Here is a 12,337-nt window from a genome sequence, read left to right as displayed (position 1 = left end):
AAAGTTCTGAAAATTCAGTTAAAAGGAGTGTTGAAATTGGAAAAACGTATCGTTTGTTTAGCTGGTGATGGGGTTGGACCGGAAGTTATGGAAAGTGCGAAGGAAGTATTGCATATGGTAGAAAGGTTATACGGTCATCATTTTCATTTGCAAGATGAGTACTTCGGCGGGAGTGCTATCGATTTAAATGGGCAACCATTACCACAACGAACGCTTGCCGCTTGTTTAGCAAGTGATGCGGTTTTACTAGGAGCAGTTGGTGGACCAAGGTGGGATAGTGCGAAAGAAAGACCAGAGAAAGGATTATTAGCTTTAAGAAAAGGGCTCGGTGTATTTGCGAACGTTCGCCCTGTAACGGTAGAAAGTGCAACGGCACATTTATCGCCATTAAAAAAGGCTGATGAAATTGATTTCGTTGTGGTTCGTGAATTAACAGGTGGGATTTATTTTTCTTATCCGAAAGAACGAACCGACGAAGTAGCAACGGATACACTTACGTATCATCGCCATGAAATTGAACGTATCGTTTCTTATGCTTTTCAATTAGCGAGTAAACGGAAGAAAAAAGTAACATCTATTGATAAGGCGAATGTTTTAGAATCTAGTAAACTATGGAGAACTGTAACAGAAGAAGTAGCACTTCGTTATCCAGATGTTGAACTAGAACATATTTTAGTAGATGCAGCTGCTATGGAGTTAATTCGGAATCCAGGACGGTTTGATGTAATTGTAACAGAAAATTTATTTGGGGATATTTTAAGTGACGAAGCTTCCGTATTAGCTGGATCATTAGGAATGCTTCCGTCAGCAAGTCACGCGGAAAAGGGTCCTTCATTATACGAGCCTATTCACGGATCGGCACCGGATATTGCCGGGAAAAATAAGGCGAATCCAATTGCGATGATGCGCTCTGTTGCCATGATGCTTGGACAATCGTTCGGATTAACGAGAGAAGGGTGTGCAATTGAAGAAGCGATTTCAGCAGTCCTTAAATTAGGAAAATGTACAGCAGATATCGGGGGGACTGAAACGACAACTTCATTTACGAAGGCAGTAATGCAAGAAATGGAAGAGCAAGCGCTAGTAGGGAGAGGAAGATAATGGGGAAAAGGTTGCTAGATAAACTTTGGGAAAGACACGTAGTTGCGACAAATGAAAATGGATTAGATTTATTATATATCGATCTGCACCTTGTTCATGAAGTAACGTCACCGCAAGCCTTTGAAGGCTTGCGGCTTACAAATCGAACGGTACGCAGACCAGATTTAACATTCGCAACGATGGATCATAATATTCCAACGAAAGATGTTTGGAATATTACCGATCGCATTGCGAAGCAGCAATTAGATACACTTCGGGAAAATTGTAAACAATTTCAGGTGCCGTTAGCAGATATCGGAGATGAAGAGCAAGGGATCGTTCATGTTATCGGACCAGAACTTGGGCTCACGCAGCCAGGAAAAACAATTGTTTGTGGTGATAGTCATACAGCAACGCACGGTGCGTTTGGCGCGCTAGCATTTGGTATTGGTACGAGTGAAGTGGAACATGTATTGGCAACGCAAACGTTATGGCAAAGAAAACCGAAAGCGATGGGAATTGAGTTAAAAGGAAAATTACAGAAAGGCGTTTACGCAAAAGATATTATTTTGCATCTCCTTTCAAAGTACGGTGTAGCAGTTGGAACTGGATACGTAATGGAATTTTACGGAGAGACGATTCAGGCTATGGAGATGGAAGAGAGAATGACGCTTTGTAATATGGCGATTGAAGGAGGAGCAAAAGCGTGTATTATCGCGCCGGATGAAAAAACAGTTGCTTATGTAAAAGGACGTAAATATGCACCGAGAGACTATGAAACTTTCGAGAAGAAATGGTTTGAACTTTATACAGATGCAGATGCAATTTATGATTTACATATTTCGATAGATGTTACAGATTTAGCGCCATACGTTACGTGGGGAACAAATCCGAGTATGGGAGTTCGTATTGATGAGAAATTGCCAGAAAAACATGATGTAAATGACGAAAGAGCATTTTCTTATATGGGATTAAGCCCTGGACAAAGTACGTATGATATTCCAGTTCAGCATGTTTTCATTGGATCTTGTACAAATTCCAGGCTCTCTGATTTAGAAATTGCTGCAGCTGTTGTGAAAGGGAGAAAGGTAAAAGAAGGTGTGCGAGCACTCGTTGTACCTGGATCGAAAAGAGTAAGGGACGCGGCGATGCAAAAAGGACTACATCACATATTTGAAGAAGCAGGATTTGAATGGAGAGAACCTGGATGTTCCATGTGTCTTGGAATGAATCCAGATCAAGTACCTGAAGGAGAGCATTGCGCTTCAACTTCAAATCGTAATTTTGAAGGAAGACAAGGAAAAGGAGCACGAACGCATTTAGTTAGCCCAGCAATGGCGGCAGCAGCTGCGTTATATGGTCATTTTGTTGATACAAGAAAGGAGAGTTATGATGGAGCCATTTCGTATTCATAAAGGTACTGCCGCAGTACTTATGAATAATAACATTGATACGGATCAAATTATTCCGAAGCAATATTTAAAGAGAATTGAAAGAACTGGGTTTGGAAAGTTTTTATTTGATGAGTGGCGATATGATAATGAACGACACGAAAACCCTAATTTCCCACTAAATGCACCAGATAGAAAAGGAGCAAGTATATTAATTACAGGTGATAATTTTGGATGTGGTTCTTCAAGAGAACACGCGCCGTGGGCACTTGCTGATTATGGTTTCCGCGTAATTATCGCGGGAGGGTTTGCAGATATTTTTTATATGAATTGTATGAAGAATGGTATGTTACCAATTGTAATGGATAAAGAAATGCGAGAAAAGCTTGCCCAAACGGATGCAAGAGAACCAATAGAAGTAGATTTAGAGAATGAAGTAATTACAACAAGTACGCACAGGTTTCATTTTACAATCGAGAAAATGTGGAAAGAGAAATTATTAAATGGTTTAGATGAAATTAGTATTACAATGCAATATGAACAAGAAATAAAAGAGTATGAAAGAAGGATAGCTGTATATTAAAAGATAACGGAATATTTAAAATGTATTTACATTCAGAATTAAGTATTATATACTATGTAAAAATTAGAGGAGAAAGGGAGTAAGTATTATGAAAACAATGCAATCTATTAAAATGCTTACACAACTACATCATCATACATAAAGCCCTTGAACCTAGCGTGAAAACGTGTAGGTGCAAGGGTTATTCCCGTTGTACCTACACGCTACTAAAGAGCCTTGTAGGTATATTTTATCTACAAGGCTCTTTTTATTTTCGGTTTAGGTGCATGAAATAAGCATACATTAGAAAGGGAAAGGTGTGAGAATTTCGATGACAAAATGGAAACGGGCAAATCCAAATGGAACGAGAGATTATTTATTCGAAGAATGTACGTTAATTGAAGAAGTGGAGCAAAAATTAAGGCGTACTTTTTTAGAGAGAGGTTATGAAGAAATAAGGACACCAACAATTGAATTTTATGATGTGTTCGCCTTTCAAAGCAGGCCGATAGATGAAGAAAAGATGTATAAATTTTTTGATGAAAAGGGGAGGATTATCGTATTGCGTCCAGATATGACAATTCCTTTAGCGAGAGTGATCGGAACGCAGAGGTGTGATACACCACTTAAAGTGACGTATAGCGGAAATGTATTTCGAGCGAATGAGTCCCTTACTGGAAAATATAATGAGATCGTGCAAAGTGGTATTGAAATTATCGGTATTGATAATGTAAGAGCTGAAATTGAATGTGTTATAAGCGTCATTCAATCACTTCAAAAGTTGAAGGTGCAATCTTTTACAATAGAGATTGGGCAAGTACAGTTATATAAATGTATTGTCAAAAAGCTCTCCATTCATGAGGAAGAAGAGAAAGTTCTTAGAACATATATTGAAAGTAAAAATTATGCCGCTTTATCCAATTTTATTAGAGATAAGAAATTAGATCGATGTGATGAAACAGTAAAGTTACTGGAGAAATTACCGAGGTTATTTGGGAATTTAGAAGTGATTGAGGAAGCAGAAAAACTCGCCTCAAGTAATGAAATGAAAATGGCTATTACAAGAGTGAAAGAAATATATGAAGCAATTGAAAAACTAGGCTATGGATCGTATATATCCATTGATTTAAGTATGATTCAACATTTGGACTATTATACAGGTGTTATTTTCAAAGGGTATATATATGAAATTGGGGAAGAAATTGTTAGTGGCGGAAGATATGATGAGTTAATTGGAAATTTTGGAGAAATGTTACCGGCTGTTGGACTCGCGGTGCAAGTTAATCAAATTGTAAAGGCGCTGCAAGAGCAGCAAGAGCCATATGAACGAAAGAGAATAGATATTATGATTCATTACGAGTTAAATAGATTAGCAGAAGCGGAACGATTACGAAATTTACTTCAAAAGGACGGGAAAAAAGTAGCGCTATCTTTATTCTCTAATTTAAATGATACTTTTCAATTTGCTAGAAAAAATCAAATTGTAACGGTCGTTGAGGCAAAGAACGAATCATTAGTGGAATATGTATGGAAAGAGAAATGGGTCGTCCAGAAAGAAGGAGAAACTTCATGCGTAACATTCAAATTGCGTTAACGAAAGGGAGATTAGAAAAACATGTGATTCCGCTCTTTGAGCAGATTGGAATTGATTGTTCAGAGCTCAAAAATAAAGGAAGAAAACTTGTCTTTCAAAGTAAAAATACGGATATCTCATTTATTTTAGTGAAAGCAGTAGATGTTGCTACTTATGTAGAACATGGAGTAGCGGATATCGGAGTCGTTGGAAAAGATATTTTAATGGAAAACGAGAAAGATATTTATGAAATGTTAGATTTAGGAGTAGGCGTGTGTAAGTTTTGTGTCGCTTCTATTCCTACTTATAATCCGAAGAGCTACCGGAAGAAATGCATTGCGACGAAATATCCACATATTACTTCTAACTATTTTCATGATAAAGGAGAGGATGTAGAAATTATTAAAATAGAAGGTTCTGTAGAAATTGCTCCTATTCTTGGATTGGCAGATGCGATTGTTGATATTGTTGAAACAGGAAAAACATTACAAGAAAATGGACTCATTGTATTTGAGGAAATGTATTCTATATCTGCTCGAATGATTGTAAATAAGGCTGCATTAAAAACTAAAAAAGACGAAATATTCAGTATTATAAATATGATGGAGCAAGAAATTTTGTCAGGAAAATAGGGGGACTTGTAATGGAAATCGTTTTTGAAGATTTTCAAAAGGCGTTATCGAAAATAAAATTGCTACGAGAAAACGCTAATATAATAGAAGAAACTGTTCAAAGAAATGTAAGTGAAATCGTTCAAAATGTAAGGGAGAGTAGGAATGAGGCCTTATCTTTTTATACAAAAAAGTTTGATGGTGTAAAGATGAAAGAGTTTCGTGTAAGTGAAGAAGAAATAAAACGAGCGAGTATGTTTGTAGAGAATTCATTTTTAGAAGCGTTACAAGAGGCGAAGAAAAACATTATTTCGTACCATGAAAAGCAAAAAAGACAATCGATGTTCGATTGCGCGAGTAAAGGCATCATGAGAGGACAAATCATTCGGCCATTAGAGAATGTAGGCGTATATGTGCCAGGCGGAACTGCTTCGTATCCTTCGTCAGTATTAATGAATGTATTGCCAGCAAAACTCGCTGGTGTGAAAAAGATTGTAATGGCAACACCGCCAAGAGAAGGAGGAATTGATCCACATATTTTAGTTGCTGCAAGTCTTGCAGGAGTAGATGAAATTTATACGATAGGTGGTGCGCAAGCAATTGCTGCTTTAGCATACGGGACGGAATCGATTCCGAAAGTGGATAAAATAGTTGGACCAGGAAATTTGTACGTCGCTCTAGCGAAACGAGAAGTATATGGAATAGTAAATATCGATATGATTGCTGGACCGTCAGAAATTGTAGTTATTGCAGATGAAACCGGCAATGCAAAATATATTGCTGCTGATTTATTATCACAAACAGAACATGACGAGAGAGCGACAGCAATTTGTATTACAACAAATATAGAGTTAGCAAAAAAAGTAGAAAAAGAGATAGAAAGGCAGTTAGAAACATTACCAAGAAGCGAAATTGCACGTGAATCAATAAAGAGAAATGGGGCCATTTTTATCGTTCCTTCTTTAGAGGAGGCGCTAAAGTTATCGAATGAAATTGCCCCGGAACATTTAGAGTTACATATAAAAGAACCGATGAATGCTCTAGCTTATGTGAAACATGCAGGATCTATCTTTCTTGGACCATATGCACCAGAACCGCTCGGGGATTATTTAGCAGGACCGAATCACGTGTTACCGACAAGTGGAACGGCAAGGTTTTTCTCACCGTTATCAGTCGATGATTTTGTGAAAAAATCAAGCTTTCTGTCTTATACAGAGGAAGCATTAAGAGATGTAAAACATCATATTGTAGAGCTTGCCAATAAAGAAGGGTTACATGCGCATGCGAGAGCAATTCAAATAAGATTTGAGGAGGAAGAATAATGCGTGGGTCTAGTCAAATACGTGAGACGACAGAGACAAAAATAAAATTAAGTTTACAGCTTGATGATGGGAAGAACGTTTCTGTACGAACGGGAGTTGGTTTTTTTGATCATATGCTAACTTTATTTGCAAGGCATGGAAGATTCGGTTTGCAAGTGGAGGCAGAAGGGGATGTATTCGTTGATGCACATCATACAGTTGAGGATGTTGGGATTGTACTCGGAAATTGTTTGAAAGAAGCATTGCACAGTAAAGAGGGGATTAACAGGTACGGCTCAGCATATGTACCGATGGATGAGTCTTTAGGCTTTGTTGCAATTGATATAAGTGGACGCTCATATATTGTATTTCAAGGAGAATTAACGAATCCGAAGCTTGGGGATTTTGATACAGAACTAACGGAAGAATTTTTTAGAGCAGTTGCTCATGCTGCCAATATTACATTACATGCTCGTATTTTATACGGAAGCAATACACATCACAAAATTGAAGCGTTATTTAAAGCGTTTGGTAGAGCGCTTAGAGAAGCAGTCGAAAGAAATGCCAATATTACTGGTGTAAATTCAACGAAAGGGATGTTGTAATTGATTGCCATTATAGATTATGGAATGGGAAACATTCGTAGTGTAGAACAAGCATTAAAGCATATTGGAGCAGCGTATATCGTAACGAGTGATAAAGAAGAGATTTTTAGAAGTGATGGAGTGATTTTACCAGGAGTAGGTGCATTTCCAAAAGCAATGGATGTATTGGAAGAAAAAGATTTAGTACGTGTGTTACAAGAAATTGGGCGTTCCAGAAAACCACTTCTAGGTATTTGCCTAGGAATGCAGCTTTTATTTGAAAAAAGTGAGGAACTACAAGACTGTAACGGGTTAAGTTTATTGCCAGGCGTTATTCGAAAGTTAAAGGTTCCTTATAAAATTCCTCATATGGGATGGAATGAGTTAAAGAAAGAAGGAGAAATAGCGCTTTGGAATGGAGTAGAGGACGGTTCTTTCGTATATTATGTCCACTCTTATTACGCAGATTGTCCAAATGAAATTGTATATGGAATAAGTGAATATGGAGTGAAAGTACCTGGTTTTGTAGCAAAAGGAAATATATACGGTGCGCAGTTTCATCCTGAAAAAAGTGGTGACATTGGCATGCAAATGTTGAAAAATTTTAAAGGAGTGGTAGAAACATGGAAATCTTCCCAGCTATCGATTTAAAAGAAGGGAGATGCGTTAGACTGTATCAAGGAGAATTTAGTAAAGAAACAGTAATGAATGAAGACCCAGTTGCGCAAGCGATTATATTTGAAACATTTGGAGCGAAACGGTTGCACATTGTTGATTTAGATGGTGCAGTTGCTGGTGAGTCGTTAAACTTGTCCGTCATTGAAAGAATTTGCAAGGCAGTACGTATTCCAGTGCAAGTTGGCGGAGGAATTCGATCACTTGTATCCGTAGAGAAATTATTTTCAGTAGGAGTAGATAAAGTGATTTTAGGAACAGCCGCTCTTTATGATAAGCCATTTTTAGAAGAGACAGTTCGTCTATATAAAGAAAAAATCATCGTCGGAATTGATGCGAAAAATGGTTTTGTAGCAACGAGAGGCTGGCTTGATGTGTCTGAAATTTCTTACATTGATTTAGCAAAACAAATGGAGAAGATAGGTGTTCAAACGATTGTGTTTACAGACATTTCGAAAGACGGGACACTTGCAGGACCGAATATAGAACAATTGGAGTTACTACAAAAAAGCGTTTCTACTCGACTGATTGCTTCTGGAGGAATTGCATCTATACAAGATGTGAAAAAGTTAAATGATATGAACGTATACGGTGTCATAATTGGTAAGGCTCTTTACGAGAAAACGATTGATTTAGAAGAAGTGCTAGAGGTAACAAAGTTATGTTAGCGAAACGCATTATTCCATGTCTAGATGTGAAAGAAGGGCGAGTCGTAAAGGGTGTAAATTTTATAGGACTACAAGATGTCGGGGATCCTGTTGAAATAGCAGCTTTATATAATGATGCGGGAGCAGATGAAATAGTATTTTTAGATATTACGGCAACGCATGAAGGACGAAAAACGATTATAGATGTTGTAGAAAAAACGGCTTCAAAAGTATTTATTCCTCTTACAGTTGGCGGAGGAATTTCAAGTGTGAAAGATATGTACAATTTACTAAGAGCTGGAGCAGATAAAGTTTCAATTAACTCAGCAGCAGTGCGAAATCCAAAATTAATCGAAGAAGGGGCACAGCACTTTGGTTCACAATGTATTGTTGTCGCAATTGATGCTAGAAAAGTAGCGGAGGATAAGTGGAATGTATATGTGAACGGCGGAAGAGTTGATACGGGAATGGATGCAATCGGGTGGGCAAAGCGCGTTACAGAGCTAGGCGCAGGCGAAATTTTATTAACGAGTATGGATGCAGACGGAACGAAAAACGGATATGACCTTCGTTTAACAGAAGAAATTTCAAAAAGTGTTTCCGTACCTGTCATCGCGTCAGGTGGATGCGGTCATGCTGATCACATTATAGAAGTGTTTCAAAAGACAACAGTTGATGCAGCATTAGCGGCATCAATCTTTCATTACGGTGAGGCGACAATAGGGGACGTAAAGAGAAAGTTAAGAAATGCAAATGTTGAGGTGCGGCTATGAAACCTAACTTTTCAAAAGGACTATTACCAGCAGTTGTAATTGAAGAAGATACAAAAGAAGTTTTAATGCTAGCTTATATGAATGAAGAGGCATATGAAAAAACAATAGAAACGAAAAGAACATGGTTTTATTCTCGTTCAAGAAGGTCGTTATGGAATAAAGGAGAAACATCAGGTAATGTCCAACATGTGCAATCTCTTTATTTAGATTGTGATCAAGATTCAATCGTTGTTGTCGTAAAGCAAGTAGGGCCTGCATGTCATACGGGAGAAAAAACATGTTTTCATTACAAAATTATATAGGGGGATACATATGAAAAACGCCTTTACATTACTATTCGAAACAATTAAAGAACGAAAGAGAAATCCACTTTCTGAATCATATACAAATTACTTGTTTTCAAAAGGAGAAGATAAAATTTTAAAGAAAATTGGTGAGGAATGTACGGAAGTAATTATTGCATCCAAAAATAATGATAACGAAGAGCTAGTGAAAGAAATGGTTGATGTAATGTATCACTGCTTCGTTTTATTAGCCGAAAAAAATATATCATTAGAAGATATTATGGAGGAAGTGACAGAAAGAAATGGGAAGCTTTCGAGAGTAGGGGACAGAAGAGAAATAGATACATTATAGGGGGAATATGTATGAAGGTGGATTATCACATTCATTTAGAAGAAGGGCCATATTCAATAGGATGGCTAGCTAAAATAAATGAATCATTACAACATTATGAACCGCTAAAAGAAGAAAAACATTCTATGGAATGGCTTGTGAAAACACAAGAACGCCTGCAAAGACGTGTGAATGAAGGGCCATTTACAATGAAATGGATTGATTTATATTTAGAAGAAGCTTTGCGAAAAGGGATAAAAGAAGTTGGTATTGTCGATCATTTATATCGTTTTTATGAAGCGAAAGAATACTATGAAACATATGTTGATATTAGTGATTCGGGGCTTGGACGTTTACAAAAGGAATGGTTAGACCAAGTAAGGGTAGCTTCACTACATGATTTTACAAAGGCAATTGAAGAGGCGAAAGAACGGTGGAGTAAAAGAGGTGTTACGCTTAAACTTGGAATTGAAGCAGATTATTTTATTGGTGGTGAACAACAATTACAATCTTTACTCGCATTAGGAGATTTTGATTATGTAATTGGTTCTGTTCATTTTTTAAATGGCTGGGGATTTGATAATCCAGATACGAAAGAATATTTTAAGGAACATGACTTATATGTTTTATATGATACGTTTTTCAAAACGGTTGAGTGCGCAGTTCGTTCTGAGTTATTTGATATTATTGCTCATCTTGACAACATAAAAGTATTTAATTATCGATTAGATGAGAATGAACAACTTTCTTATTATAAGAAAATTGCGCGTGCATTAGTAGAAACAAATACAGCAACGGAAATAAATGCGGGATTGTACTATCGCTATCCTGTGCGCGAAATGTGTCCGAGTCCGCTATATTTACAAGTATTAGCTAAACACGAAGTTCCGATTACACTCTCTTCAGATGCTCATTATCCGAATGATTTAGGAAAATATGTGGAAGAGAATATAAAGACGTTACGTAATCATGATATTGCTCACTTAGCTACATTTACGAAACGAGTTAGAACGATGAGATTACTAGAAGAAGTAACAATTTCAAAATGATCACGATTTTTTGATGAAAACCCATCTTTTTGTTCAAAATAAGAAAGAATAAAAAGGAGGGTAAGAAATGTCGAAACAGCAAAATAAACAAAATGTACAAGGTGCACAGCAACAAGCGTATACTTCTGAAACGAATGCTACATCTCAATCCGTTATTGAGGAACAAATTAGTGATACAGTTGCAGAAGGAACGATCGATGTGAAGCTTGGAAAACAATCGCAAGAAAAAGCATAAGAAGAGGGGGAGACTTGCATCTCCTCTTTTTTTGTGGAAAAGTGTCGATTTTCAAAACTATAATCAAATTCCTTGGTTTTTATATGTGGATTTCTTACAATGAAAGATAAGAGAGATCTTATTTTCTATAGAAGAGGTGTTAGTAGTGGCAAAAATATTAGTAGCAGGGAAAATTCCAGCAATCGGATTAGAACTATTAAAGGATCATGATGTAGAAATGTACGATAAAGAGGAGTTAATTTCTTTAGATGAATTAACAGAGCGTGTAAAAGACAAAGATGCATTGTTAAGCCTACTTTCTACAAAGGTGACAAAAGAAGTGATTGATGCGGCACCTAATTTGAAGATTGTTGCAAACTACGGTGCTGGTTACGATAATATTGATTACTCATATGCCGAAAAAAAAGGGATTGCGGTAACGAATACACCGAAAGTATCAACGGAAGCTACTGCAGAACTAACATTTGCACTTCTTTTAGCAGCGGCACGTAGAATTCCTGAAGGTGATACGCTATGTCGTACAACTGGATTTAACGGATGGGCACCGTTATTTTTCTTAGGCCGCGAAGTACATGGTAAGACAATTGGAATTATCGGCCTTGGAGAAATCGGAAAGGCAGTTGCAAAGCGTGCGAAAGCGTTTGGAATGAATGTTTTATATACAGGACCAAATCGAAAGCCTGAAGCTGAAAGTGAACTGGAAGCAACATATGTAACATTGGAAGAATTATTACAAACAGCAGACTTTATTACAATTAACTGTGCGTATAATCCGAAATTGCACCATATGATTGATGAAGAACAGTTCAAAATGATGAAGAAAACAGCGTATATTATAAATGCTTCACGCGGACCAATTATGCATGAAGCGGCACTTGCTCATGCTTTAAAAACAAATGAAATTGAAGGGGCAGCTCTTGACGTGTTTGAATTTGAGCCGAAAATTACTGAAGAGCTAAAAGGATTAAAGAATGTGGTACTTGCTCCTCACGTAGGAAATGCAACATTCGAAACGCGTGATGCGATGGCCGAAACGGCGGTAAGAAATATTTTAGCTGTATTAAATGGCGAAGAAGCTGTAACGCCTGTCAATCAAAAAGTATTCGTTACAAAATAAAAAGAAACCTTCCGGAATTAAAATGTACCCTATAGAATAGACACTTAAAAAAAAGTCTATTCTATAGGGTCTTTCTTGTATAATGAGAGAAAAATGAGAATCGGAGAAATTTCAAAATGACGAA

At 37.1% G+C, this 12,337-nt stretch carries 15 protein-coding genes; all 15 read left to right on the top strand.

Features of this window, described 5'->3' with window-relative positions:
• The first annotated feature begins 36 nt into the window (after window positions 1–36).
• The 15 genes from leuB to PDQ33_RS00965 all read left to right on the top strand — a co-directional run bounded on the left by leuB (window position 37) and on the right by PDQ33_RS00965 (window position 12,213).
• Window positions 37–1,101 (top strand): 3-isopropylmalate dehydrogenase, encoded by a 1,065-nt coding sequence (gene leuB, locus PDQ33_RS01035; RefSeq protein ID WP_000415369.1) that lies wholly within the window; start codon window positions 37–39, stop codon window positions 1,099–1,101.
• Window positions 1,101–2,495: a 3-isopropylmalate dehydratase large subunit gene (gene leuC, locus PDQ33_RS01030; protein ID WP_270754560.1), complete on the top strand. Its 1,395-nt coding sequence runs from the start codon at window positions 1,101–1,103 to the stop codon at window positions 2,493–2,495. The genes leuB and leuC overlap by 1 nt, the downstream gene beginning before the upstream one ends.
• Entirely contained in the window at window positions 2,473–3,054 is a 582-nt protein-coding gene (gene leuD, locus PDQ33_RS01025; protein ID WP_000433211.1) for a 3-isopropylmalate dehydratase small subunit, read from the top strand. The genes leuC and leuD overlap by 23 nt, the downstream gene beginning before the upstream one ends.
• Window positions 3,055–3,364: 310 nt before the next feature.
• Entirely contained in the window at window positions 3,365–4,627 is a 1,263-nt protein-coding gene (gene hisZ, locus PDQ33_RS01020) for an ATP phosphoribosyltransferase regulatory subunit (protein ID WP_270754561.1), read from the top strand.
• Entirely contained in the window at window positions 4,603–5,238 is a 636-nt protein-coding gene (gene hisG, locus PDQ33_RS01015) for an ATP phosphoribosyltransferase (RefSeq protein WP_001244470.1), read from the top strand. Before hisZ ends, hisG begins: the two co-directional genes overlap by 25 nt.
• Before the next feature lie 11 nt (window positions 5,239–5,249).
• The gene (hisD, locus tag PDQ33_RS01010) at window positions 5,250–6,539 is read left to right on the top strand and encodes a histidinol dehydrogenase (RefSeq protein ID WP_270754563.1); all 1,290 of its coding nucleotides are present in this window, start codon (window positions 5,250–5,252) and stop codon (window positions 6,537–6,539) included.
• Entirely contained in the window at window positions 6,539–7,123 is a 585-nt protein-coding gene (gene hisB / locus PDQ33_RS01005; RefSeq protein WP_270754565.1) for an imidazoleglycerol-phosphate dehydratase HisB, read from the top strand. The genes hisD and hisB overlap by 1 nt, the downstream gene beginning before the upstream one ends.
• Window positions 7,124–7,753, top strand: a complete 630-nt coding sequence (hisH, locus tag PDQ33_RS01000) for an imidazole glycerol phosphate synthase subunit HisH (RefSeq protein ID WP_000560333.1) — start codon at window positions 7,124–7,126, stop codon at window positions 7,751–7,753.
• Window positions 7,726–8,445 (top strand): 1-(5-phosphoribosyl)-5-[(5-phosphoribosylamino)methylideneamino]imidazole-4-carboxamide isomerase, encoded by a 720-nt coding sequence (hisA, locus tag PDQ33_RS00995; RefSeq protein ID WP_061131224.1) that lies wholly within the window; start codon window positions 7,726–7,728, stop codon window positions 8,443–8,445. The genes hisH and hisA overlap by 28 nt, the downstream gene beginning before the upstream one ends.
• Complete coding sequence (gene hisF / locus PDQ33_RS00990) at window positions 8,439–9,197, top strand: imidazoleglycerol phosphate synthase cyclase subunit (RefSeq protein ID WP_061535657.1); 759 nt, start codon at window positions 8,439–8,441, stop codon at window positions 9,195–9,197. Before hisA ends, hisF begins: the two co-directional genes overlap by 7 nt.
• The gene (hisI, locus tag PDQ33_RS00985; RefSeq protein ID WP_000803969.1) at window positions 9,194–9,499 is read left to right on the top strand and encodes a phosphoribosyl-AMP cyclohydrolase; all 306 of its coding nucleotides are present in this window, start codon (window positions 9,194–9,196) and stop codon (window positions 9,497–9,499) included. The genes hisF and hisI overlap by 4 nt, the downstream gene beginning before the upstream one ends.
• 10 nt (window positions 9,500–9,509) lie before the next feature.
• Window positions 9,510–9,833: a phosphoribosyl-ATP diphosphatase gene (gene hisE, locus PDQ33_RS00980; RefSeq protein WP_000786132.1), complete on the top strand. Its 324-nt coding sequence runs from the start codon at window positions 9,510–9,512 to the stop codon at window positions 9,831–9,833.
• An 11-nt stretch (window positions 9,834–9,844) separates the two neighbouring features.
• Entirely contained in the window at window positions 9,845–10,861 is a 1,017-nt protein-coding gene (locus PDQ33_RS00975; protein ID WP_061185661.1) for a histidinol phosphate phosphatase domain-containing protein, read from the top strand.
• A 67-nt stretch (window positions 10,862–10,928) separates the two neighbouring features.
• Complete coding sequence (locus tag PDQ33_RS00970) at window positions 10,929–11,096, top strand: YozQ family protein (protein ID WP_000043572.1); 168 nt, start codon at window positions 10,929–10,931, stop codon at window positions 11,094–11,096.
• Between the two features lie 145 nt (window positions 11,097–11,241).
• Window positions 11,242–12,213, top strand: coding sequence for an NAD(P)-dependent oxidoreductase (locus PDQ33_RS00965; RefSeq protein ID WP_001062823.1), 972 nt, complete (start codon window positions 11,242–11,244; stop codon window positions 12,211–12,213).
• Window positions 12,214–12,337 lie beyond the last annotated feature (124 nt).

The sequence above is a fragment of the Bacillus cereus group sp. Bc031 genome (genome assembly GCF_027716265.1).
In the GTDB taxonomy this organism is placed as follows: domain Bacteria; phylum Bacillota; class Bacilli; order Bacillales; family Bacillaceae_G; genus Bacillus_A; species Bacillus_A paranthracis.
This window is presented reverse-complemented; position numbering and strand designations above follow the sequence as displayed.